The sequence below is a fragment of the Anabaena sphaerica FACHB-251 genome (assembly GCF_014696825.1).
Lineage (GTDB): Bacteria > Cyanobacteriota > Cyanobacteriia > Cyanobacteriales > Nostocaceae > RDYJ01.
The window spans coordinates 60,630-86,013 of sequence record NZ_JACJQU010000020.1 but is presented as its reverse complement, the minus strand read 5'-3'; the positions used below and the strand labels follow the sequence as shown (position 1 = coordinate 86,013).

Below are 25,384 nucleotides of genomic sequence, written 5' to 3'. Positions count from 1 at the left end.
ACTCATTTGTGTGACAACGGAGAAATGAAACTATAGATTGAAAAGAAAAAACAAAAAAAGCGAGCGTATTGTTAAGCATCTGGAGTCACAATGAATGCTATAGATTTTGTTAAATTAAACTGAGTTCAAACTTTTACCGTATTTTCTATGATGATTGAATCACAAATGGGTGAGCATTTGATTGCAACCAATCTCAAGCAGTTTCTGTTGGTGCTTTCAGTATCATTGGCTGTGGCTACCCTACCGCAAATATTTAGTTGGTTTCGTCAAATACCTTATACCTTACTATTAGTAATTGTTGGGTTAGGGTTAGCGATCGCTGATGTCCGTCTGGTGACTCTTTCCCCTGGCTTAATTTTGTTAATTTTCCTACCACCACTGTTATTTGAAGCCGCTTGGAATTTGCATTGGAAAGAATTAAAAAAGGATTTTCTACCAATTTGTTTATATGCAGTATTCGGGGTAGTAATTTCTATTCTTGGTGTAGCTATTGGACTTAACCAACTGGCTGGACTTTCTCTCACTACTGCTTTACTAATTGGTGCTAGTCTATCTGCTACTGATCCTGTTTCTGTGACTGCATTATTTCGAGAACTAGGAGTAGGTAAGCGTCTTGTTACCCTCATGGAAGGGGAAAGCTTATTTAATGATGGCATGGCGGTGGTGGCTTTTGGTTTTTTGGTAGCCCTGCCTCTGGGAAATGCGGAATTAGGATTTCAACCAATTTTAATTGAATTTTGTACAGTAGTCGGTATTGGTTTAGCAGTCGGTAGTTTAATAGGTTTTGGTATTTCCTACCTTACCCAACGCTTCGATTTACCAATGGTTGAACAGTCTTTAACTTTAGTTTCCGCTTATGGTACTTACTTAATTATTGAAGACTTGGGCGGTTCTGGGGTGATTGGAGTTGTCACCACAGGCTTGATTTTAGGTAACTTTGGCTCTCGTATCGGTATGAATCCCCGGACTCGGATTATTGTTTCCGAGTTTTGGGAATTTCTGGCTTTCTTTGTTAACTCAATTGTCTTTCTGTTGATTGGTGATCAAATTCGCTTTGCTAGTTTGGGCGAAAATCTGCAAATCATTTTGGTCACAATTATAGCTATGATTGTGATGCGGGCATTGGCTATTTACATTCTCAGTCAAGTTAGCACTGCCATCACTAAATCAGAAATCTCTGCACCTGAACAAAGTATACTTTGGTGGGGTGGTTTGCGCGGTTCTGTCTCTATTGCCTTGGCTTTAAGTGTACCGACAATTCTGCCAGAACGAGACAAAATCATTGCTACTGTATTTGGCGTAGTTTTGTTTACTTTACTGGCACAAGGATTAACTATCAAACCTTTATTACAAAAGTTGAATTTGTTGGGTGATGCTGGCTTACGTGAGCAATATTTAGAATTTGTTGCTCGTAATGTGGCTTTAAATCGCGTTCTGCAACATCTCCAAGCAGATCAAAGACCGGGAATTGATACAGAATTTTACCGTTATCAAGAGACATTGATTAAAGGTGAAATTGATGATTTACAAGGGGAAATTGATAAATTACAAGCTGAATATCCCAATCTCCGCGACTTTTCTGCTGAACAATTTCGCGGAGAATTACTGGCAATTGAAGCAGATACTTATGCTGAATTTGTGCGGTCTGGTCGTTTAAATAAAGAAATTGCGCCTATGTTGCAAAATGTTTTAGTAGATGGCAAGCAGATGAATGGCTAAAAGGGACTAGTACCGCTTCGCGGAAGTCAAAAGTCAAAAGTCAGAACTAATGCAGCTTCAGCTTTTCAGAGATTTTGAATGGTTGGTTTATTTACGCCGTGCTGTACTAAGAAATAGTTCCAACTTGTTAGCTAAAGAATTTATTTAATGGAAATCTACCTTTCTTGGGGCAGTATTCAGAACAATTTATTGATTCTTCCGTGAGAACTGTATCGGGCTTTACAGCACACTTGAGATAATGGTTATTGGAGAAAAATTTACAGTTTTTACAGGGGACTTGATGTAAACTATTGATACTAAAAGCTATTTTATTGTCTGCACGAGAACGAATTTTTTGCACAATAAACAAAAAAATCGCCCAAATAAAGACAAAGCTGAGTGGACTTAAAGCTATGGCTAAATCGGAAATATTTAATCCTTCCTGTTGCGCGTATTCTTGTTTACTTTCAATTTGCGTTAAACGATTCAAGGTCTTATTGCTCGCTACCTTATCTAGCTTATTCGGTAATATTTTGGCAACATACATATTATTTACCTTCTCTATATAATATGCTTATCTCAGCAATTTGTGAAAATTTGATTACTTACAGCTTTTAATTATAGGTTTAACAAAATAAAAGTTTAGCTATCTCTGTCGATAGGTTTGCTTGCTAATCTCTGAATGTATATCTAAAGGAAGAAATAGAAAGAATACAAATTAATGAAGCCGTGGTGACATAGTGTTAAAATAGTTCTAAAGATAGAGGAATAATGTCAAGAATTGTCTATTTGAAGTATACAAATAATCTTTTTATCAATTAAATTGATGATAAAATAATTATAGGATCGGGAAATATGAACTTGCTATTTTTCGACAGGATTCCTGTAAGTGCATTAGCATTACTTTGGCTGGCTTACAATCTTCTAGGATGGTATCTTGCTGCTCATGAGATTGCTTGGTTAGTGGGGGCTTTTGTGGCGGCGATCGCTATAGCTATAGTCAGAAAAAGTAACAGTTGGCTAGAAAGTTTTTTAGTTTTTGGTTCTAAAACCTTAGTTGTGGTCTTAGTTTTAAGTGCATCAATCGCTTTACTAGCAATTTGGTCAATCTTATTCACCATATTTCTGATCCCGTTAACAACTACGCTGTTAGCTGATTTAGAAATGCGGTTTTCTGGCTTCAGCAAAACAGATTCTTTTTGGATTTTAACATTAGTTGCTGTTTCAGGTTTGGCTGTTGGTGAGATGATAGATATCCTCATTTTTCCCAGCCAGTATTAAATAATGAAGTTGCTGTTATCATCTCACCAATCATTTCCTAATTTTTGTTTATTTTTCTTTTTTCTCTAACCGAGATTTCACATCCGCTGCAAAGTCTTCATATCTTCTCAGGGGAGTTACTTCTACTTGCACATTTTGACCCATTTTTTTCATAATGGGTAAATCCAAGAGAATTTGGTCAAGGGTATCAGGTGTGGGAACATCCACAATTGCAATTACTCGACGAGTTCCCACACATTTCCACAAATCTACAACAATTCCTGCTTGCTTTGCTTGTAGTGCTGCATCTGCTTCTTCATTCCAAATTGTAAATAGTTCTTGCTGGGTCATGTTGTCGGGGTATTCGACGTGAAAATCTAGGTGATATAGCATGGTTAATTTTCCTAAGAGTGTTTTGTTAATTACAAATAATAAAATACTACAGATGAAGGTTTCGCGCAAAGTATGATGATAATTTTAATTCACAGAAGTTCTAAAAGATTCTAAATAATCTACTAGACAATCTGGTGTATCAGCATATTGGGACAAATCAGAAATTATGGTTTTTGGATTCACATTTAAGGTAATACTTATTCTTTTAGTAAAATACTTGGGATTCCCTTTATTTGCTTCTTCAATTAGTTTTTGAATAAATTTACACAAAAAACCAATCTCAAATTTACCTCGAAAACTTTTTTGACGTTCTTGTGAACATAGGTCACTTTTCTTTAAGTCTATTTCTTCTTGAGTAACAGCAATTGCTTTGGGAAATCTAGTATACAATGTATCAATTGTGTAATTTATTTTTATATTATCTAAATCTATTACTACGAAATCTGAGATATTAAATCCTGCTAAATTCAGCTTTGCTTGTTTTTCTCGTTGACAAGCTATCCAAATATTTAATAGTTCAACTGCATCATGAAATTCTTTTTGGAGTTGTGTATAAAGGTTTTTACAGTTATTAAAATCATCTTCCGATTCAGCAAGCTTAAATTCAGTTCTGAGAATTTTGCAAAAACTATTAATGGATGTATAGAAATTTTCTATTGAGTAACATGAAGTTTCATAGACTCCCGTTATTTGTGTATTTTTTATTGATTCATCAAAATCTCTATCTATAAAATATGCTGCTCTAACCTTAGAATAACTTTCATTATTATTGATTAACTTATAAACACCTAAAACTCCTTCTTTCCCACCACAATTAGCATAAATATCTTTTGTAGGTCTAGCTATATTATCTATTCTAATTCCATAATACTTATCGTCTTCACCTTCAAAAAAGCAATACAAAGCAGATTCATATTCTTTGTATTGTCGGGTAAATTGCATAAATACTGATGCTGGAGTACGCCGAGCCTCTCTAAGTTTATCTACTGACATCTATTTTTCTATTACAAAATTATCTAAATCTATTGCATTTACATCTAACTCATTATCAAAAATAAATGGTGAATGTGTAACCGCTAAAAGCAGTTTACATTTACCAGATTTCAAAATATCAGGAAGTAAGAATCTTTGCCATTCTAGAGAAAGAGAAAGCTCAGGTTCATCAAACAAAATTATGTATTCATCATCTGAGTCAAGATAAATTTTAGAAAACAAGGAGATAATCTGTTTTTCGCCAGAAGATAAATTCCTAATATCTATTGGTTGATTATTTCTTTCTTGCACTATAGAAATTTTTACACTTGTTTCATCATAGATAATTCGCTTTTTGTGTAAATATTTATTACAGACTTCAGCAAACTTTTTGATAGAATTATCTTTTTCTTTTTGTGGTTCATATAAGCCAAGCAGTTTAGATAGATAATAAACGAGTTGATCATATTGAGGAGATTTTATTTTTCCTGAATTAACCAGTTCTTCTATTTTGTTTTTATCATTTTCAGGTATGTTATCTCCTATTCTACTTAATACTATATTTAAAGTTTCAGGTTGGATACTATCCCTCATTTCTTGAGTTGGTGTAGTAACTTCAACAAACTGAGTTAACATTTCACCATTTACTTTTGGTAATAACTCTAAAGTTGCATCTTTGATATTTTTTTCAATCTCATCAAATTTGGTAATGACATCATTCATTCCAAATTGAATTAATCGATCATCCTCTTTACCAAAATCTAATTCTTCATGACCTAAATTTTTTAGTTCTTCTTCAATCCTTCTGTAAGTAGGAAAATACAATATTGATTCAGTCAAGTTTTTATGAATAGGGGTTATGATTTCTTGTTTAATTATTTCTGCGTCTAAATCAATTAGACCTTTGATAATACTATATGATTCTAGTTGTTTATTAACATAAATATCCAGAGTATGCTCAGTAATATTATTTATGATATTTATTGTCCCCTTTGCTGGTTGATATTTAAGCTTTTTACTTGAAGCTTTGTTACTTCTTTCAGAAATTAAATCACTTTTTTTAATTTCAACACTGACTCCAGATACAAATTCAAGAACTATTGATTCAAAATCTATAGTTATTAATCTGCTAAATTTACAAGAAATTGCATAGTAAAGAGCATTCAAAATAGTGGTTTTACCAGAGCCATTCTCAGCAATGAGAATAACAGCTTCTTTATCAAAAGGTATTTTCAGATTCTTATAGCCGAATAAGCCGTTGATAGAAAACGACTTTAAATTACTAGAATTAAGGTGTTCACTTAACAACATATTTACTGATTTTGTTTATAGCTGTAATTGAGAGACTATTTCTCATATACGTTATATACTAACTTATTTCCAGGACAGAATGAATTACAAATTACGACTACTCCCTTCCCGGTCTAAGATTACCTATCTTCTCCTCTTCTTCCTTCCTTCGTGTCCTTCGTGTCTTCGTGGTTCATTCAATCGGTATTATTCTAGTGAGAAGGGAGTAATTTTAACCCGGTGGTATTCCTTCTTCTTCCACAGGACGAATAATTGGCGGTGCTGGTGTTTCTTCTGGTTGAAAAATTGCCTGCAAGGCTTGTTCTAAAGTCTGCGCCATCACAATGCGATTTTCATAAGCAACAACCACCCTGACCAAAGTTGGTAAACTATTCTGAGTTGCTTCTAAATAAATTGGCTCAACATATAACAAAGATTGTTCAATAGGAACAATTAAAAGATTACCTTGAATTGCTCTCGAACCTTGACGATTCCATAAAGAAATTTGTTGAGAAATTACCGGATCTTGGTTAATTCTCGCTTCGATTTGTTCTGGTCCATAAATCAACCGTTCTTTAGGAAAATTATAAAGTAGCAATTTACCGTAGTTTTCCCCATCTGAACGTGCTGCTAACCAAGCAATTAAATTTGTTCTTTCTTTTGGTGTGTAGGGAAGCAGTAAAATAAATTCTTCAAAATCTACATTAGGAAGACTAGTAGTTAAATAGTAAGGTTCAATAGGACGGGTTTGAGTTCCATAGATTTCATTGGGAATTTGCCATTGGTCTTCCCGGTTGTAAAATACTTGGGGGTTAGTGATATGATAAATCATTAACCGTTCTGATTGAATTTTGAAAAAGTCCACCGGATAGCGGATATGACTGCGGAGATTAACAGGCATATTTGCCAACGGTTGGAACATTTGCGGGAAGATTTTTGACCAGGCAATAATTAGAGGATCTTTGGGTTCAGAAATGTAAAATCTGACTGTGCCGTTGTAAGCATCAATGACGACTTTAACGGAATTACGGATATAGTTGATACCATCGCCATTTTGATCAGAATAGGGATAGCGATCGCTTGTTGTATAAGCATCTATAATCCAGTAAAGATAATTCTTTGTTCCTGGGAATTGTTGATTTTTGTTGTCAGGATTGGCATCAGCGGCTACTAAATAAGGCTCGCTATCAAATTTCAAAAAAGGTGCGATCGCACGAATCCGTTGGTTGATATTTCGCCGGAATAATACTTTTGTCTCTGGCTTAAAATTTCTTGTAAATATCATTTGCCAGTCTTTTAAATATGTAGCAAATAGCCATCTTTTTCCCAGAGAACCAATTCTAATTCCACCCACGCCTTCATAACTGGTGTAAACATTATCGCTACCACTGGGATAATCTAATTCTCTAACTTTCGTGCCAGTCATGACATGAGTATTGCTAATTTCTCCATAATAAATTCGCGGTTTACCAATAGGAATACTTTCACGAATAGCTTCACTAGAGGTAGTTAGCGCACTATCATTACCACTAATATCTTTAACAAAATATTCTGGTAAACCACCAGGAGCAACAGTATTTACAGGACTCATGGTAAAGCCATAACCGTGGGTGTAAACTAAATTGCGGTTTACCCATGTTTTAGCTTGTTGGGGAACAGAATTGTAGTCTAATTCCCTGGCTGCAATTAGTACCTGACGTTTTTCGGTTGATGCAGTTGTTTGTTGGTTTGGTTCAGTTTTGATTGTGTAGCGATCAATATCGGCATCAGGAAACTGATAATAAGGACGAATTTGTTGTAATTGGCGGTTAGTTTTTAATAGTGGTTCTTGATCCCAAAGACGAATATTTCTAATTGTCAGATCATTGGCTTTAAGATCAGCTTGGGTTAATTTTCCCTGGGGATTAAAGGTTTGAGAATCAATTGCTTCTAAATCAAATGCTTGCCGAGTTAAGGCAATAGTACGCTGGATGTAAGGTTGCTCTCGCTGCAATTCATTGGGTTGAACTATTAAAGATTGGACAACAGCAGGTACAAGAAAATCGCCTGCAATTATTAAACTTATATAAATATATAAACTATAGATTGCCCAGCGATGATGTTGAGATTTAGGTTTCCAAAATAAAGTTTGCCATAATAAGTAAAATGCGATCGCTACACCTAAAACACATAACATGGTATCAGCTGGCATCTGTACCTTGACATCAGTGAAACTAGCGCCAAAACTTACGCCACGAGCAGAATAAACAAGTTCATAACGACTTAACCAAAAACTGAAGGCTACGACCAACATCAAACAGCCACCTAAGCCGAATAAATGACGTTTCTGTGCTGGAGAAAAACCCGGAAAAATGCCTTGACTCAGGCTATCTCCTGATAAAAGATAGGTGAGAGTGACGGCAATAAAGCCATATAAACATAATCCAACCAGCCAAAAAGCCAACAGTTCCCAAACAGGGAGGGAAAAAATATAAAAACTGATATCTTTGCCAAATAAAGGTTCTGTAGTGTTGAAGGGGGTGGAGTGCAAATATAACAATATCTTCTGCCATTGTTGAGATAGTATCCACCCAAAACCGAGACTAAAAACAAGTGCGATCGCTCTTAGGAAAAATTGAGAATATATTAGAAGAGCGATAGCGAAGCTGACCAAAGGTATCGCCACTACAATAGCCACGCCAAAATCCCATACTTGAGAAATCATCCTGATACTCAAGTTCCAAACTATCTGTGGTCTAAATAAGATGCTAAAGGGTGAACTAACCTGATTAACTTCTCCATTCCAGTAACTTACAGCAACTTGTCCATAATGCGTTAATATTAATCCCACCAACAAACTTAAGCCTAATGTTAGCGGTAACAACCAGAATAATTTAATTTGTCTGTTTTCTGTCTCAATTAGAGGAGGTTTATAGACGTGGCCATACTGGGGATTAAGAAAACTTGTTAGTTCCCTACTCAGGGTTGTTTTTTCAGTTCTTGCTAGTTCACTGATCAGAGACTGAGGATATTTCCAACGTTTTGCTAAACCTATATTTACCAGGAAATAGGTAAGACTGACGCTGACAACACCCACCCATAAAAAACCTTGAGTGATTAACCGTAGCAAAAATGGTTGTAAGTAGCCAACTTCCTGAAACCAAAAAATCTCTGCCCCTAGATGGGAAGCTAGATCGAAGATTAGCAACAGCCCCAGGAACACGATAATAATTCTCAAGCACCATTTCCAAGACATTCATTTTACAGGGAATAGGGAAATTAATCTTTTGCCTTTTGCCTTCTTCAACTCACAACTGTTAATTCCAGTTACCAATCATTGTAAAAGCAGACCAATAGTATGGATGGGTTAAGTTGATCTTACCTAAATTAACCAGTTCTGGAGGTAGAGCAATAGACTTTTCTGGCGATAGATATAATTCTTTATCTGTTACACGTACTTGTCCTTTCAGCATTGCTAACTGAGCCTGTCTGAGAGATTCAGATCGCAAGGAGTTAATTTTTAATTGATCGTAAAATTTTGTCATCAGTGCCAGAGTACCTTGATCACTCACATACCACAGACTACCTAAAACTGATTTCACCCCTGCTTGCACTGCTAAACCAGAAAATCCTAATTCTGCCTCCTGGCTGCCCACAGCAGTTTTACAAGCACTCAAAACTAACATTTCTACTTTAGGTTCTTTACTCCAACCTAATTCCTGAGATAAATTTCTCAACTGATCTATGTGAATTTTTCTATTCCAAAATTGAATGTAAGAGTTACTAATTTTTCCAGATCTAAAATCCCCATGAGTGGCTAAGTGCAGAATTCCAAAGTGCTTTTTGCGACTGAGAGATTTAAGATTCTCTAGTGTAGATTCTTGGTCTAATAATGTCTGACCTTGACTGCGCCAAAGTTCTTTACTCACCGTGTTTATTTCTAGAGGTACAGATGGTAAAGGGTCTTGTCCTTCTGTGCTTTTTGATATCCCCATTGCCAAGATATCAGATTTAACTATAGGAATATAACGGGTATCTGTAAGACTAAAACTGGGGATAATCCCAACACTATATTTTTCAATCAAAAACTGATTTCCATCATATAAAGCGGCTACGGGAATAGCTCGTAAACCGCTATCCAGCGAAAATATGACAGAATCAATTTTATTAGCTTGTAGGGCTGGCTCTATGGGTTTAATTATCCATTCATAGAGTTTTTGGGCAGAACTAAAGTAATTTTTGTCTCGTACATTAGTAACTTTAGAGCGAAACTCTTGAGCAATTTTTTGGATATTGCTATTATTAGCATCTACGACAAATTTACGAACAATTTCACCAACTTTTACTGGAGTTTCTTGTGATAGAAGCAAAGACTTATCTTTCAAGCCTTTGGTATTATTTAACAAATCTTTTTCTTGTGGCTTTGGTGGGATGAGAATTAAGCTGAGTTGATCTTTTAAGGAAGTTACATAAAGAACTGCGGAATTTTTACCAGTCAATTTCGCCAACTGACTGAGATCATCAGCAATCTCTTCTGCTGAACTAATCTCGCCAAATAAGTTAGTCCCAAGATATGTTCCATATTCAACTGCTTGAAATTCTTCAGCCTCTTCTACGGCTTCGTCGGTTGGTGCTGTTCCAAAATTATTATCAAAGACTTCACGATCAATGATAGGGGTAGCAGTCAGATCATTAGCATTGACAATTTCTTGAGGATCACTATTAGTAATATCTGACTGATTTCCTACTTGAGCTTGAACAGATTTAAAGAAAAATAGAATTAAAATAACTGATAAGAAAATGGCAAAAAAGGAACGAGTAAACTTCATTATTTCATCCTAAATCTTGATGTTTAATTCGGTTCAAAAGAACTTAAAAAGAAATGCTATAACCAATTCCTAATATAAAGCGTGTACCATCACCTGCATTACCAGTAATGTCACTAATGCCTGGGGTGATGACTAGAGGAATTTTCTTAAATGGAGCTACAGATAAACCCAAAGCTAAATCTTGTCCAGACCATTCGACAATTGCATTTACAGGTTGAGCAATTTTCAAAGCTACACTACCAAAAATCCCAACAGAATCAATTTTGTTGCTAATATCTGATTCTGAACGAAACTGTCCCCCACCAACGCCAGCAGAGACATAAAGCCTACTAAAAGGTTTGCTGTTACTATCTTGCAGCCGAAACATTTTAGTAATTACACCGTAACCAGATGTACCGCCATCAGTGTCCCCAAAAGTCACGAAATTTTTCACACCAACAGCCACAGCAAAATCCGCTGGAAGTTGACGATGTAATTTAAAACTTATGTTGCCGTCTTCAAAAGAACTTATGTCAACAACACCTATATTGACATCTAAACCAACTGATTTTTTGGCATCACCAAAACCAATACCAACCCCTAAAGCTCCATCTGCTGTGTCAGTAAAGCGAGCGCGAGATTGTAATCCCGCACCAAAAGAAGCTCTCCCCCAGGATTTACCATAAGCTGATGGCGTGAGCATAGTAATACCAGGAGATGAAGGCGGCCGCGCTTTTTTATTTTCTAAAATCAAGGGCAATTTTTGTGGTTTAAACGGCTTTTGTTCCGGATATGTCGGCTCTGTTTGTAAGGTATTTTTACGACCTAAAGTAATATGATCTGTATCTGTTTCAGGTACTTGACTTAAAAAATTCCCAGGGGCCTCTATTGCTGTTGGTGTGATTTGATTTCCATGTTCTTGGCTCAGTTCAATAGGGAAAGAGTCATAATCAGGGTTTGGCTTTGAGAACTGACTAGGCGTAAATTGATTGTCATAACTAATTTTGCTGTGTATATGATTGTAAATTTCTACGGGAGAATTACTTCCTATAAAGTACATAATTATACCCTTGAGTGAAGATGCTGTAAATCAAGAACTGTTAAGCGGCGATATCAATAGTCTGTACGCCAAGATGAAAAATTATTTATACCTCACAGTGGTAGTTATTATATCAATAGTCGTAGTAATTTTTGAACTTGGGTCAAAATAATTTTACTTATCTGTGATGTTCTGAGTGACTGTTTTAATTTTATGGTTAAGACTTAAAAATCAACATCTTGAAGGCAAAGACGGAATCGTTTATGAGCATCACACTCTACCACATTATGTATCATTTACAGCTATTAAATAAATGAAAAGATGATCTGTACTGCACGTTAATAATCAGCATCAATACACCTTACCTTCACAGGGTAACTAAGGGTAAGGTATTATTGGCTTCTAGGGGTTATAATTCCACTCTGCCAGAACCTTGTTTATTCAGGTTTGATACTTGTGTAATGTTCTATTTATAGCTAGTAATTATGCTTAATAGTGTTGATCGTTTGTTATTTGTCCGCCGCGTACCCATTTTTAAAGAGTTGCGAGATGATTTTGTAGTCCGACTCGCTTCAGTGATGAATGAGCTATCATATCCTGCTAATCACAGTATTTTTAAACAAGGAGAAGAAGGGCGATCGCTTTACATTATTGTATCAGGTAGGGTGAAAGTCCATATTGGAGATACAAAATTAGCTGAAGTAGATACAGGAAAATACTTCGGGGAAATGGCAGTATTTGATACTCAGCCTCGTTCCGCTTCTGTCACCACTTTAGAACCTTGTGAATGTTTAGAACTCACCCAAGAGCAACTCTATGATGCTATTGAAGAAACTCCAGAAATAGCGGTGAATATTATTGGTGAACTATCTCGCATCATTCGCACACTCAATGAAAATGTTAGTCATTAGTAAATGCTTTAATCTAGATGTTTGCAACCTATTTTCACCCACATACTTGCCAAACTTCCAAGGCAATTAATTTGATTTCTTTTGTAGGTTATTCATTTCCTCATTACAATCACATCAGACAAGAAATTGCTAAAAAAATCACTATTTATCCATCTTTACCTGTTAAGAAAGTCAAATATAGTGAATATCTCCGAGTTCATAGTCATGAATATCTACAAAAGTTAGTTTTTAAAGCATTAGGAAAAGAACTAAATGAATCAATGCGTTCCTTACCACCTTTGAGTATTGAATGTGAAGGTTTAGAATATTGCCTACCCGGTTATGTATATGGTTTGGGAGGAATATTTGCAGCTATAGATGAAATGAAAAAAGTAAGTTTAGAACGTGCCTACTGTTTTTCTTTAGTAGGACATCATGCACATAAAGACTGGGGACATGGATATTGTTTACTTAACCCTTTAGCAGCAGCAACAAAATATGCTCAGTCTCAAGGTTTTCATAAAATACTAATTATAGATTGGGATATTCATCATGGAGATGGTACACAATCAATTTTTAGTTATGATCATAGTGTTTATTGTATAAGTATCCATAGTGCCGTTGATATATATATGGCTAAAGCTTCTGATTTAAACTATGGTACAACAACAATGGCAGAAAAAGTTGGACATTGCAATATTCCTCTTATTTCTGAGTCAATTACACCAGATATTATTACACAAATAGGATTAGATGGTAAATTTTACCGAGGTCATGAAAGTTTATCAAAATTTCGCAACGCTTTAGAAAATTTACCCTGGCATCCTGACTTAATTTTCATCTTTTCCGGGTATGACTCCCATCGAGATGATTGTGGTAAAGGAATTACAAATTGGACAAATAGAGACTTTCAAGAATTAACTAAATATGTTTTAGATTTAGCTAAAAAAATACCCTGTCCTGTTATTTCTACACATGGTGGTGGATATCAGACACCTGTAACGATATCAGCAGCATTAAGTCATATAGAAATTTTAGCTAATTACAAGTAATTTTTAAATTCTCCCGAAAGAAAAATTTTTCCCCAAATTTTAGACATTGTTGCAAAAATTTTTGGGGAATTTCAACACTTTCTCCCCAGTGTTGATGAATGTATGAAGCATGAACATTAGGTAAATGCCAACCTTCAAATCCTGTATTTTCCTCACAATCATAACGATGAGTATCAAATAATGGTTGTTTCGGATTAGTAATTAAATGAGAACGATGAAACTCATGTCCATAAATATTTGTTCCTGCATCGAATAAGAAACTATTGTGTAAAGCTACTGCACGACGATATCCTAAAGTTAACCTTTTATCCATTTGTGCAGATGTAGGTAATATTCCCACCATTGGCCAAGATTTACCTTCAAAGTCAATTATATTTTCACATAAATACATTAATCCCCCACATTCAGCAATTGTTGGTATTCCGGCTGCAATAGCTGATTTTACTTCTTTAATAATACGAATATTGGCGGCTAATTCTTGTGCAAATACTTCAGGAAAACCACCACAAAAATACATTCCTTGAATATCTTTTGGCAATTCAATATCTTCTAAAGGACTCCAAAATATTAACTCTGCTCCTAATTCTTCTAATACATCTAAGTTGTCCTGATAATAGAAATTAAAAGCTTTATCCCTTGCAACGGCAATCTTTGGGGAAGATGGGGAGATGGGGAGATGGGGAGATGGGGCGGTGGGGAGATGGGGAGATTTAAGAAGAGGTAGTATTTGATCCCAATCAAAACAAGTATCGCCTAAATCTGCAAGACGATTAATTACATTGTCTAATTCTGGTAATTCTCCTGTGGGTACTAAACCAAGATGACGGTCAGGAATGGTAATATTATCTTGTCTTCTGAGTACACCCAGAATAGGTAATTTTAAGCGTTTTAGGGAATTTTTTAATAATGATAAATGGCGATCGCTCCCCACCCGATTCAATACTAATCCAGCAATTTTTATTCTACTATCAAAACTACAATAACCGTGAGCGATCGCCGCCACTGAACCAGATAAACGACCACAATCAATCACCAATACTACAGGTATATCTAATAATCTCGCAACATGGGCTGTACTGGCAAAGTCCATTTGAGCCGTGATATTTTCAGTAGTATTGAAAGAATTACCAACACCATCAAATAAACCCATCACTCCCTCAACTAGCGCATATTCACATCCTTGGGAATGACGGTTAAAACATTGCTGAACATAACTTTCTGAAGTCAGAACCGCATCTAAATTTCGACAAGGGCGGCCAGTCACATATTGATGAAACATCGGATCAATATAATCTGGACCCACTTTAAAAGATTGTACTTTTGCACCACGACGGCACAAAGAGGCTAAAAGTGTGAGCGTTACCGTAGTTTTGCCCACTCCGCTACGTTCTCCAGCAATAATGAAAGACATGAATTAATGATTAGTGATGGGTGATTGCTAATAATAGATATTATGATATTTTAGTGGTATAGATTAAAGAAAATTGGAAAACTATTTAATTTGCTTTATTCTGAATTGATGAAATTGTTGTATTTTGGGCATCTTGCCAGCCATAATTATACATTTTAACAATTATTTAAGTATTATTGCTTTACTTAATTACTTCTTGTATAATAATTATCTATATCTTGGTTAAGCAGGAGTTAATAATGCCACAACAAGTAACAGATATTGAGACTTTAAAGAGCTATATCAATGGAGTGATGTCACGAGCTGACCATCATGCTGGAGACGTAAACGAAATTTCTCTAGCTCTTGCGGGTGCTATTGTCTGGAAAAAAGACGTGGACCCAATAGAGGTTATGGTTCGTGACGGTGAAACTAAGAATGTACTTTGGGTCAAAATTAATAATACTCGCTACGCTTTTTCTTATAACCACAACAGTGGTGAAATTGAATTGCGTCGGGCTTCCATACGTGGCGATATTTTACATACCTTCTCCAACAAAACTCCGTTGAACCAGATCAAGCTGATTTTTGAATCTTTATAGAGATACAGCATATTTCGTTCAAATGAGGTACAAATTGGAATAATAAAACCCTTGTGGTGCGCGCATCTTGCCCGCTATGTGTGTACCTCATAACAGCGGAAACTGCTGTATGTCTCACTCATTGCCGTAGGTTGGTTAATGAGTGGTAAAATTCCCATTATCTCTTTTTATTATGCTAGACTATAATAATATTATTAATATGAGGATATTATGCGTCTTCAACTAACTAAAGTATTTAAAAAAGTACCAGAAGGATATATAGGATTTGTGGAAGAACTACCCGGAGCAAATACTCAAGCACAGACACTTGAAGAAGCACGGGAAAACTTAGAAGAAGCTATTGAATTAATTTTAGAATCTAATCGCTTGCTTGCAGAAGAGCAACTTCAAGGGCAAGATGTTATTCGTGAACATATTTTTTTGTCGGCTGCATGAAGCGCATAGACCTAATTCGCCATTTAGAGGCTTGCGGTTGTGAATTACTGCGTGAGGGGGGAAAACATACTATTTACGTCAACAGATCTGCAGGAAAATCATCTGCCATTCCGCGTCATCGAGAAATTAACGATTTTTTAGCTCGTAAAATTTGTCGAGATTTGCAAGTGAACGAACCTGATGCAAGTTAAGATAAAAAAACTACAGCAGAATTCAGGAGTCAGGTGTCAGGTGTCAGGTGTAAAACTGGCTTGGTGTATAGGTTTCAATTTAGATTTTGTACCGTATGGCTAACGTCGAGCTACGCTATCGGCTGACGCTCACGGCGAAGCCTCATTGATCTGCAATCTGCTATATACATGGAACTATACTTAATTCGTCATGGCATTGCCGAAGAACATCAACCAGGGCTAAAAGATGAAGAGCGATCGCTCACCACAGAAGGAAGACAAAAAACCGAGAAAGTAGCCCAAAGATTAGTAAAACTAGGTTTAAAATTTGATTTAATTCTCACCAGTCCACTAGTCCGCGCCCAGCAAACAGCAGAAATACTCATTGCAGCCGGACTCAGTTCTCAATTAGAAACCTCAGATCATCTCAGCTTTGAAGGTGATATTAACAGCTGGCTAAAAGACTGGTTAGAACCGAGAAAATATACTCAAAAAAACCAAATAGCATTGGTAGGACATGAACCCTGTTTAAGCAGTTGGGCAGAAATTCTCCTCTGGGGGGAAGCAAAAGACCGCCTTCTCCTCAAAAAAGCAGGTATGATTGGAATAAAACTACCAGATGATGCTTCTCCTTTGGGTCGTAGTCAAATGTTCTGGTTGACACCACCCAAGTACCTGCTATAACAGTTTTTCGAGCTTTCGCATAAATTAGTTGTTAAATCGACAACTGTTATGGTGAAAATGATCTCTGGTAAGTTAGCGTGTTCAGATATTTCACAAAGCAAGTGGTGTAGCCATGACGGTGTGCGAATACAAGCCTGGTTTAGAAGGCATTCCCGCAGCCCAGTCGAGTATTAGTCATGTAGACGGGCAAAAGGGAATACTAGAATATCGTGGCATCCAGATTGAGGAATTAGCAGAAAAAAGCACATTTCTAGAAACTGCTTATCTCTTAATCTGGGGAGAATTGCCTAGTGAGGAAGAATTGGCAGCGTTTGAGCATGAAATTCGCTACCACAGACGGATAAAATATCGCATTCGGGACATGATGAAGTGTTTTCCCGAAAGCGGTCATCCAATGGATGCGCTCCAAGCTTCGGCTGCTGCATTGGGTTTGTTTTACTCACGCCGTGACTTACATAACCCTGTCTATATTCGGGATGCAGTAGTACGCCTCATGGCAACTATTCCCACGATGGTAGCAGCGTTTCAGTTGATGCGGCAAGGTAATGACCCTGTGAAGCCCAGAGATGATTTAGATTACTCTGCCAACTTCTTGTATATGCTCAACGAGAAAGAACCCGATCCGTTGGCAGCGCGAATTTTTGACATCTGCTTGATCCTGCACGTTGAGCATACAATGAATGCTTCTACCTTTAGTGCCAGAGTGACAGCTTCCACCTTAACAGACCCCTATGCTGTAGTTGCCAGTGCGGTAGGTACTTTAGGCGGTCCCTTACATGGTGGTGCTAACGAAGAAGTGATTCAGATGTTAGAAGAAATTGGCTCTGTGGATAATGTTCGCCCTTACATAGAAGATCGTCTGCAAAAAAAGGCGAAAATTATGGGTTTTGGACACCGTGTATACAAAGTAAAAGATCCACGAGCCACAATCTTACAACGCTTGGCAGAGCAATTGTTCGAGAAATTCGGCTACGACAAGTATTATGAAGTTGCCCAAGAAGTGGAACGGGTAATGGCCGAAAAAGTTGGCAGCAAAGGAATTTATCCCAATGTTGACTTTTACTCTGGTTTGGTGTATAGGAAAATGGGAATTCCTACAGACTTGTTTACACCTGTTTTTGCGATCGCTCGTGTGGCTGGTTGGTTGGCACACTGGAAAGAACAACTCGCAGAAAACAGAATTTTCCGTCCTACCCAAATTTACAACGGTCGTCACGAAGTTCCTTACATTCCCATCGACCAACGTTAACTAGCTAGATAGGTGACAGGTGGAAGTTAAGAGGAATTTTTCCGTAATTAGCTGACAAGGAACCAATTTTAGATTTTAGATTTTGGACTCATGCTCTCAAGTAGACAGATTGATAACTGTCATCTGTCAGCTTAATTAGGCGTGCAGGCAAATGTCTCAAATCTATAATCTTAAAATTGGCATTGTCATCACAGCCCCCAGTGCTGGAAAATCAGACAATTTGCATACAATAGAAAACCGTTACCAATCTGGAAACGGCTACTTTGTCTTGTCTGAAGAAGAGGTGATAGGTGATAGGTGACAGGTGACAGTAAGAAGAGAACAGGAAGAGGAGGGGGAAAGAGGTTTTTTCCCAATCCCCAATCCCCAATCCCCAGTCCCCAGTCCCCAATCACCAATCACCAATCCCTAATCCTAACCATAAGTAGAAGTTGTCATCTTGGTTCAGGAGGCTAAAACCATCCAAGGATATACTAAACTCATGGATTGGCAACAAATCTACAATCAGGCAACATCTCAACAGAGATTCTCAACCTGTGAAATTACAGATAAACCAGTAATATTTGTAATTCACCGTGACTCGACGACTTAAAGAGTAGCAAACATGAATGCAGGAATTGACCTCCAAGGAACTTTTATTGAATCCGTCAAGGATTTAGGAATACCAGCAGGGGCAGCCAAAGCGATTTGGATGCCATTGCCAATGATCCTGATGCTGATTGGGGCAACAGTAGGTGTACTGGTTGCTACCTGGCTAGAACGGAAAATTTCCGCTGCCGCACAGCAACGGATTGGTCCAGAATACCAAGGTCCATTTGGGTTGCTAGTGCCTGTAGCGGATGGTCTAAAGCTAATCTTTAAGGAAGATATAGTCCCAGCCAAAGCAGACCGCTGGCTGTTTACCCTCGGACCAGTCATTGTGGTAATTCCGGTATTTTTATCATTTCTGATTGTTCCCTTTGGGGAGAATATCGTCATTACCAACGTAGGAATGGGGGTCTTCTTGTGGATTGCTTTGTCCAGCATTCAGCCCATAGGCTTATTGATGGCAGGCTACGCATCTAACAATAAATACTCCTTGTTAGGGGGTTTACGGGCAGCAGCTCAGTCAATTAGTTATGAAATACCTTTGGCGCTGAGTGTGTTAGCGATCGCCATGATATCTAATAGCCTCAGCACCGTTGATATTGTGAACCAACAATCTCACTTTGGGATCTTGGGTTGGAATATTTGGAGACAACCACTGGGTTTCATCATCTTTTGGATTGCTGCTTTAGCAGAATGCGAACGCTTACCCTTTGACTTACCAGAAGCGGAAGAAGAACTAGTAGCAGGGTATCAGACCGAATACTCAGGGATGAAATTTGGTTTGTTTTACTTAGGTTCTTACATTAACCTGATCCTTTCTTCCCTGCTTGTAGCAATTTTATACTTGGGTGGTTGGCATTTTCCCATCCCCGTCAGCCTGATAGGTGAGTGGGTGGGAGTAAGTGATACCAACCCTATACTTCAAGTGGTGACAGCCGCTTTAGGTATCACCATGACTGTACTTAAAGCCTATTTTCTAGTATTTCTTGCCATCCTTATCCGTTGGACATTGCCACGAGTACGGATTGACCAACTGTTAGATTTAGGATGGAAATTCTTACTACCCGTTGGCTTGGTTAATCTCCTATTAACCGCAGCCCTGAAATTAGCTTTTCCCGTCGCCTTCGGTGGCTAATAGGGGACTGGGGATATTCAAGTCAAAAGTCAAAAGTCAAAAGTCAAACTTAAAAAACTAATGACTAATGACTAATGACTAATCACCAATCACCTGTTAGCTATCACCTGAAAAGAGTAGAAACACAAACAATGCTAAAGTTCCTCAAACAAGTTGGTGATTACGCCAAAGAAGCAGTACAATCAGCGCGTTACATTGGACAGGGGCTGTCTGTCACCTTTGACCATATGCAGCGCCGCCCCATTACCGTACAATACCCTTACGAGAAATTAATTCCTGGTGAACGGTTTCGCGGTAGGATTCACTACGAATTTGACAAGTGTATTGCTTGTGAAGTTTGCGTTCGTGTTTGTCCCATCAACCTCCCTGTAGTTGATTGGGAAATGGACAAAGCCACCAAGAAGAAAAAACTCAAACACTACAGTATTGACTTTGGAGTTTGTATCTTCTGCGGTAACTGTGTGGAATACTGCCCAACTAACTGTTTATCCATGACAGAAGAATACGAACTTTCTACTTACGATCGCCATGAATTGAACTACGACAGCGTAGCATTAGGACGACTGCCTTACAAAGTTACAGACGATCCAATGGTGACACCACTGCGAGAACTGGTTTACCTACCCAAAGGCGTTATGGAACCCCACGGAGTCCCCGCAGATGCGCCTCGTGCTGGTTCCCGTCCCGAAGACCTTGTAGAAACAGAAAAGTAAATTAGTCATTAGGAACGGGGAACAGGGAACAGGAAACAGGGAACAGAGGAAATATCAATTAAAACACTCTTGCCTTTTGCCTTTTGCCTTTTGCCTTCTTCCACTGACAACTAACAACTGACAAAGGACAAAATAAAGTGAATCTAGCGGAAGGAGTACAAGTTGTTTCATTTGGCATATTGGGTGTGATGATGATTGGGGCAGCACTCGGTGTAGTGCTGTTTTCTAACATTGTCTATTCTGCCTTTTTGCTCGGTGGTGTATTCATCAGCATGGCCGGACTGTACCTATTGCTAAATGGTGATTTTGTAGCATCAGCACAAATTCTGATTTATGTGGGTGCAATTAACGTCTTGATTCTGTTCGCCATTATGTTGGTAAACAAACGTCAGGATTTTTCACCTTTACCTAGTGCTGGGGTGCGGAAAATAATTACAGGTGTGGTGAGCATAGGACTGTTTGCCCTCTTAAGTACGATGGTACTGGCAACACCTTGGGCTTATTCTTCTGCACCTGTAGCTGGTCAAAATTCTATAGTTTTAATTGGTGAACATTTCTTCACTGACTTTTTACTGCCCTTTGAATTAGCTTCCGTGTTGTTGCTGATGGCAATGGTAGGAGCAATTATTTTGGCACGTCGGGAATATTTACCAGACCAACTCACCCCTTCTGACTTGCAACAAACGATCTTAACCTTGCCAGAACGCCCCAGAGAACTGGTATCAACTGGTAGCGGTACTGAAACTGAGGAATAGGTAGAGGCAGGGGAGCAGGGGAGATGGGGAGCAGAGGAGATGGGGAGGTAAATAAGCCAATCACTAATCACCAATCACCAATCACCAATTACCAACTACCAAATTATGCAACTTCAATACTTTTTATTACTAGCAGCAGCTTTGTTTTGCATCGGCATCTATGGCCTAATTACCAGCCGTAACGCGGTGCGGGTGCTAATGTCAATTGAGTTATTGCTGAATGCTGTTAATCTGAATTTAATGGCATTTTCCAACTTTCTTGACTCAACATTAATTAAAGGTCAGGTTTTCACTGTTTTTGTGATTACCGTGGCAGCTGCTGAAGCGGCGGTGGGTTTAGCGATTGTACTTGCTATTTATCGCAACCGTGATACCGTCGATATGGAGCAGTTTAATCTCCTGAAGTGGTAACAGTGCGTGCAACTCAAGCAGGTAATCATTGCTTATAAAGCGCGAGACTCCCAGAGTAAACGCTGGGCTGAACTCTGTGCTAAACAACTAGAAGACCGTCAGTGCCAAGTTTTGGTTGGACCTAGCGGACCTAAAGACAACCCCTATCCAGTGTTTTTGGCATCCGCAAGCCAACCTATTGATCTAGCTTTGGTACTTGGTGGTGATGGTACTGTTTTAACCGGTGCCAGACATTTAGCTTCATCTGGCATCCCCATTCTGGGGGTGAATGTGGGAGGTCATTTGGGGTTTTTAACTGAGTCAATGGATGAGTTTCAAGAGCCAGAACGAGTTTGGGATAGGCTATTTGAAGATCGCTATGCTCTCCAACGACGGATGATGTTGCAAGCGGCTGTATATGAAGGTCATCGGACAAATTTAGAACCTGTGACTGAACATTACCTCGCTTTAAACGAGTTTTGTGTTAAACCCGCTTCTGCTGACCGCATGATTACCTCTATTCTAGAAATGGAAATCGACGGTGAGGTAGTTGATCAGTATGTGGGGGATGGGTTGATTGTTTCCACGCCTACAGGTTCTACTGGTTATACTGTTTCGGCTAATGGTCCTATCATGCACGATGGCATGGAGGCTATTACTATCACTCCTATTTGTCCGATGAGTCTTTCTAGTCGTCCCCTGGTTTTACCCCCTGGTTCGGTGGTCAGTATTTGGCCTTTGGGGGATTACGATTTAAGCACTAAATTATGGATGGATGGGGTATTATCTACCTCAATTTGGCCTGGACACCGTGTTGATGTGCGGATGGCTGATTGTCGCGCTAAATTCATTATTCTGCGGGCAAATAATTCATATTATCAGACGCTGCGAGAGAAGTTACTTTGGGCTGGTACAAGGGTTCGCTACACCAATAATCACCGTAATTAAACTTCTTGCAGAACTCAGGGAAAGGGTCAGGGGTAAGGAGGAGAATTTTCCTTTGGAGTATTCCAAATAAAAAATGAGCCAGAATTGTCCTTTTGAGCGAAACGTAGTGTAGTGGAAAATCTCCAATATACTTCACTCGGTACTCTGCGGGAAGCAAGCTACAGCATGACGGGGCATTTTATTTCTTGGAACACTCTTACCCTGGAACCTTTAACCTTTTGCAAGAGGTTTTCTGAAATTATCTTGACTTTATCAACTAATTTCTATTGACAGAAAATTTAAATTGTGAATTAGATAAATTTGTATCTTATTGCCAGATTTTATTTCTACTAATGTTCATAATAAAAGCAATCTAAGCCTAATAATCATTCATGTATATAGGGTTTGCTGAAAAAGTCTTGTCGTGGAGACAGGGAACTCTTAACAGGGAACAGGGAACAGTTTCAAGAGTTGGATGGGAGCAATTTTTACTGGGAATCAAACTGAAATGCAAGGTTTTCAAGTTCCCACGCCATAAAATCTTGCACTTTTTGAAAGTCAAAATGCCTCAAACCTTTTACCTGTAAAGTTTTCCAATTTATTCAGCAAGCCCTATATATATGATCGTAATGGCTAAATAATCTGGGGTAACTAGGTTAGTGCCGACCCTCAAATGGCGTAAAATCGTTAGCGATATGGTAGTCCGCCCCCCAATTATTGAGCAAAGACATACAGCAGAAGTCAGGAGTCAGGAGTAAAAGTGGCTTTGTGTATAGGTTTCAATTTAGATTCTGTACCGTAGGGCTACGCCACGCAAGCTATCCGCTGACGCTCACGGAAGCCTCATTGATCTGCAATCTGCTGTATTATCTATCTATTTTGTCTGCTCTAAATCTGAGTAAGATTTTTCCCAAATTTAGGTAGGAAACCTGATGTAAATGTATCACAATCGCATCAATTCCCCATTATATCTTTCTGAATTTCCGGTCTTGCAAAGTGAAAAGTATATCCTGCGACTTGCTACAACTGAGGAAGAGTTAGAATCTGTTTTCCGCTTACGTTTTCAGGTTTTTAATCTAGAACTGGGTTTGGGATTTTCGAGTTCTAATTTTGCCGGGATGGATCGAGATAAATTTGATGATGTTTGCCATCATTTACTTCTCATTGCTAAAGATACGGGTGCAACAATTGGTACATATCGAATGCAAACCTATACAATGGCTGCTAAAGGTTTAGGGTTTGATGCTGCTGATATATTTAATCTGTCTCAAATTCCCGATTTTGTACTTCAGTCATCTGTAGAAATTGGACGTGCTTGTATAGCTAAAGAATATCGCAATAGTTATACTCTTTTATTACTTTGGCAAGGATTAGCTAATTATCTGATTTCTACTGGTAATCAATATTTTTTCGGTTGTGCATCTTTGTTAACACAATGTACTCAGCAAGCAGTTTGTGCCTATAATTATTTTCTGTGTAATCATTGGCTACATCCGAATATTTTAGTAACTCCTAATGTTGAATATTCTCTAGAAATTCATCAAAATTGCCCAGATATATATGATGTGGAAATTCCCAAAATTTTACAAGCTTATTTGAGTATTGGGGCTAAAATTTGTAGTCTGCCAGCTATTGATAGACATTTTCAAACTATTGATTTTTTAATTATCTCTAATATTGGGGATTGGGGAGTGGGGAGTGGGGATTGGGTGGAGTTTGATTATTAGATTATACAAAATTTCATAAAACAAATATATAACCCACATTCGGCAGATGTGACTCAGATTATTGATATTTTTTGCATCCCCTTATTTTTGGGGTGGGTTTGTGTGTCAGGGTTTGCGGTAATTGTCAGAATCAGGATGTACAGGATTTAAGGATTTTCTGGATTGTTTTTAATAGGTTATCAATTATTCCTAAATCTGATAGATTGCTAATGTTGAAAAAATTATCTTGTACATCCTCAAATTCCAAAAATCCTGATACTCACAAATAAACCATCCTGTACATCCTCAAATCCTGGATATCCTGATTCTGACAAATAAAAATATCAAACACTAACCCCAATCCACAAAATCATCAAATCCCAAAAAATCAACCCATTCTGTACATCCTCAAATCCTGGATATCCTGATTCTGATAAATAAAAATATCAAAAAAATATGCCTAAATTAACAATTGTAAAATTATCTAACCAAAATCAGGTAAATTACGATATTATCACTCACATAATACGTGAAATTCCTGAAAATACCTTAAGGAAATTATCAATGATTCTGCTCACAACCTGACATGATATAACTTGTGATTTTCTTGGCTTTTTCTCAATAAAAATTAAATAAATTCTCAGCTTAAATTCATTTAAATCTAGAAATTAGGCTTTAAATTGTCCTTACAGACAAATTTGAGGATGTTAAACTATGAAGTTTCCACACTTAGCGATTTTTACCCTCTTTACCCTTCTCACTGTAAGCTGTGGGAAGGAAGTAACTTCAACTCCCATAGATAATAAGCCTGAGTCTGTGAGAAATGTCACTACTTCAGTAGTAGAGTCTGGAAACTTTAAGACTCTGGAACATAGCACTCAGGGAAAAGTGAGCGTTATTAGTGACAATGGAATTAGCTATTTACAATTTAATCAAAGTTTTAAAACTGATAGTGGTCCAGATTTAGTTGTAATTCTCCATCGTGGTAATGTACCTTCTAAATCTCTCAAAGAACAAGAATATGTGAGTGTTGCAAAGTTACAAAACATCAAAGGTTCTCAACGTTATGCTTTACCTAAAAATGTGAATTTAGCTGATTTTAACTCTGTGGCTATCTGGTGTCGCAAGTTTAATGTTACTTTTGGTTATGCTAGTTTGCCTAAAACCAATTAATTTTAACGTAAGAAACATATTATATCCCCCCAACCCCCCTTAACAAGGGGGGGCTAAGAGGATATTTTGAATTTTGATTTTTCAAT

25 protein-coding genes are annotated in these 25,384 nt (G+C 37.7%); 17 read left to right on the top strand and 8 right to left on the bottom strand.

From position 1 onward, the window contains the following. Positions 1-147: 147 nt before the first annotated feature. Complete coding sequence (locus tag H6G06_RS23065) at positions 148-1,719, top strand: cation:proton antiporter (protein WP_190564399.1); 1,572 nt, start codon at positions 148-150, stop codon at positions 1,717-1,719. A gap of 127 nt (positions 1,720-1,846) precedes the next feature. On the opposite strand, the gene H6G06_RS23060 is transcribed toward H6G06_RS23065, so the two are convergent. Beyond that, on the bottom strand, positions 1,847-2,245 hold the full coding sequence (locus H6G06_RS23060) for a hypothetical protein (protein WP_190564398.1): 399 nt from the start codon (positions 2,243-2,245) through the stop codon (positions 1,847-1,849). Positions 2,246-2,553: 308 nt separating this feature from the next. On the opposite strand from H6G06_RS23060, the gene H6G06_RS23055 reads away from it, so the two are divergent. Further along, complete coding sequence (locus H6G06_RS23055) at positions 2,554-2,979, top strand: hypothetical protein (RefSeq protein ID WP_190564397.1); 426 nt, start codon at positions 2,554-2,556, stop codon at positions 2,977-2,979. A gap of 48 nt (positions 2,980-3,027) precedes the next feature. Here H6G06_RS23055 and H6G06_RS23050 read toward each other — a convergent pair whose 3' ends face one another. The 6 genes from H6G06_RS23050 to H6G06_RS23025 form a co-directional block, all read right to left on the bottom strand. Continuing rightward, positions 3,028-3,351, bottom strand: a complete 324-nt coding sequence (locus H6G06_RS23050) for a muconolactone Delta-isomerase (protein ID WP_190564396.1) — start codon at positions 3,349-3,351, stop codon at positions 3,028-3,030. A gap of 84 nt (positions 3,352-3,435) precedes the next feature. Further along, positions 3,436-4,344 carry a DUF4435 domain-containing protein gene (locus H6G06_RS23045; RefSeq protein ID WP_190564395.1) on the bottom strand — a complete coding sequence of 303 codons (909 nt, stop codon included), beginning with the start codon at positions 4,342-4,344 and terminating at the stop codon, positions 3,436-3,438. Next, positions 4,345-5,634: an AAA family ATPase gene (locus H6G06_RS23040; RefSeq protein ID WP_190564394.1), complete on the bottom strand. Its 1,290-nt coding sequence runs from the start codon at positions 5,632-5,634 to the stop codon at positions 4,345-4,347. It abuts the gene before it with no gap. Between the two features lie 211 nt (positions 5,635-5,845). Then, on the bottom strand, positions 5,846-8,848 hold the full coding sequence (locus H6G06_RS23035; RefSeq protein WP_190564393.1) for a UPF0182 family protein: 3,003 nt from the start codon (positions 8,846-8,848) through the stop codon (positions 5,846-5,848). A gap of 61 nt (positions 8,849-8,909) precedes the next feature. Further along, positions 8,910-10,421 carry a CHAT domain-containing protein gene (locus tag H6G06_RS23030; protein ID WP_190564392.1) on the bottom strand — a complete coding sequence of 504 codons (1,512 nt, stop codon included), beginning with the start codon at positions 10,419-10,421 and terminating at the stop codon, positions 8,910-8,912. Between the two features lie 43 nt (positions 10,422-10,464). After that, positions 10,465-11,460 (bottom strand): hypothetical protein, encoded by a 996-nt coding sequence (locus H6G06_RS23025; protein ID WP_190564391.1) that lies wholly within the window; start codon positions 11,458-11,460, stop codon positions 10,465-10,467. Positions 11,461-11,924: 464 nt separating this feature from the next. Between H6G06_RS23025 and H6G06_RS23020 the strand changes: the two genes are divergently transcribed. Continuing rightward, the gene (locus H6G06_RS23020; protein ID WP_190564390.1) at positions 11,925-12,350 is read left to right on the top strand and encodes a cyclic nucleotide-binding domain-containing protein; all 426 of its coding nucleotides are present in this window, start codon (positions 11,925-11,927) and stop codon (positions 12,348-12,350) included. A gap of 17 nt (positions 12,351-12,367) precedes the next feature. Further along, on the top strand, positions 12,368-13,381 hold the full coding sequence (locus H6G06_RS23015; protein ID WP_190564389.1) for an arginase family protein: 1,014 nt from the start codon (positions 12,368-12,370) through the stop codon (positions 13,379-13,381). Here H6G06_RS23015 and H6G06_RS23010 read toward each other — a convergent pair. Beyond that, entirely contained in the window at positions 13,368-14,792 is a 1,425-nt protein-coding gene (locus H6G06_RS23010) for a cobyrinic acid a,c-diamide synthase CobB (protein WP_190564388.1), read from the bottom strand. The two genes, H6G06_RS23015 and H6G06_RS23010, sit on opposite strands and share 14 nt — an antisense overlap. 239 nt (positions 14,793-15,031) lie before the next feature. Between H6G06_RS23010 and H6G06_RS23005 the strand changes: the two genes are divergently transcribed. The 13 genes from H6G06_RS23005 to H6G06_RS22945 all read left to right on the top strand — a co-directional run bounded on the left by H6G06_RS23005 (position 15,032) and on the right by H6G06_RS22945 (position 25,298). Further along, entirely contained in the window at positions 15,032-15,373 is a 342-nt protein-coding gene (locus H6G06_RS23005) for a hypothetical protein (RefSeq protein ID WP_190564387.1), read from the top strand. Positions 15,374-15,583: 210 nt separating this feature from the next. Then, positions 15,584-15,808 carry a type II toxin-antitoxin system HicB family antitoxin gene (locus H6G06_RS23000; protein ID WP_190564386.1) on the top strand — a complete coding sequence of 75 codons (225 nt, stop codon included), beginning with the start codon at positions 15,584-15,586 and terminating at the stop codon, positions 15,806-15,808. Next, entirely contained in the window at positions 15,805-15,999 is a 195-nt protein-coding gene (locus H6G06_RS22995; protein WP_190564385.1) for a type II toxin-antitoxin system HicA family toxin, read from the top strand. Before H6G06_RS23000 ends, H6G06_RS22995 begins: the two co-directional genes overlap by 4 nt. Before the next feature lie 168 nt (positions 16,000-16,167). After that, positions 16,168-16,662, top strand: a complete 495-nt coding sequence (sixA, locus tag H6G06_RS22990) for a phosphohistidine phosphatase SixA (RefSeq protein WP_190564384.1) — start codon at positions 16,168-16,170, stop codon at positions 16,660-16,662. Positions 16,663-16,774: 112 nt separating this feature from the next. After that, positions 16,775-17,911 carry a citrate synthase gene (locus H6G06_RS22985; protein WP_190564383.1) on the top strand — a complete coding sequence of 379 codons (1,137 nt, stop codon included), beginning with the start codon at positions 16,775-16,777 and terminating at the stop codon, positions 17,909-17,911. A 151-nt stretch (positions 17,912-18,062) separates the two neighbouring features. After that, positions 18,063-18,212 carry a hypothetical protein gene (locus tag H6G06_RS22980; RefSeq protein WP_190564382.1) on the top strand — a complete coding sequence of 50 codons (150 nt, stop codon included), beginning with the start codon at positions 18,063-18,065 and terminating at the stop codon, positions 18,210-18,212. Between the two features lie 303 nt (positions 18,213-18,515). After that, a complete protein-coding gene (gene nuoH, locus H6G06_RS22975) occupies positions 18,516-19,634 on the top strand; it encodes an NADH-quinone oxidoreductase subunit NuoH (RefSeq protein WP_190564381.1) in 1,119 nt (372 codons plus the stop codon). Between the two features lie 131 nt (positions 19,635-19,765). Beyond that, positions 19,766-20,347 (top strand): NAD(P)H-quinone oxidoreductase subunit I, encoded by a 582-nt coding sequence (ndhI, locus tag H6G06_RS22970; RefSeq protein ID WP_190564411.1) that lies wholly within the window; start codon positions 19,766-19,768, stop codon positions 20,345-20,347. Between the two features lie 137 nt (positions 20,348-20,484). Continuing rightward, positions 20,485-21,102: an NADH-quinone oxidoreductase subunit J gene (locus H6G06_RS22965; RefSeq protein ID WP_190564380.1), complete on the top strand. Its 618-nt coding sequence runs from the start codon at positions 20,485-20,487 to the stop codon at positions 21,100-21,102. 105 nt (positions 21,103-21,207) lie between these two features. Continuing rightward, the gene (gene nuoK, locus H6G06_RS22960) at positions 21,208-21,513 is read left to right on the top strand and encodes an NADH-quinone oxidoreductase subunit NuoK (RefSeq protein ID WP_006199065.1); all 306 of its coding nucleotides are present in this window, start codon (positions 21,208-21,210) and stop codon (positions 21,511-21,513) included. 6 nt (positions 21,514-21,519) lie between these two features. Next, complete coding sequence (locus H6G06_RS22955) at positions 21,520-22,440, top strand: NAD(+) kinase (protein ID WP_190564379.1); 921 nt, start codon at positions 21,520-21,522, stop codon at positions 22,438-22,440. A gap of 917 nt (positions 22,441-23,357) precedes the next feature. Then, complete coding sequence (locus tag H6G06_RS22950; RefSeq protein WP_190564378.1) at positions 23,358-24,146, top strand: GNAT family N-acetyltransferase; 789 nt, start codon at positions 23,358-23,360, stop codon at positions 24,144-24,146. A 693-nt stretch (positions 24,147-24,839) separates the two neighbouring features. Further along, positions 24,840-25,298, top strand: coding sequence for a DM13 domain-containing protein (locus H6G06_RS22945; protein WP_190564377.1), 459 nt, complete (start codon positions 24,840-24,842; stop codon positions 25,296-25,298). The last annotated feature ends 86 nt before the right edge of the window (positions 25,299-25,384 follow it).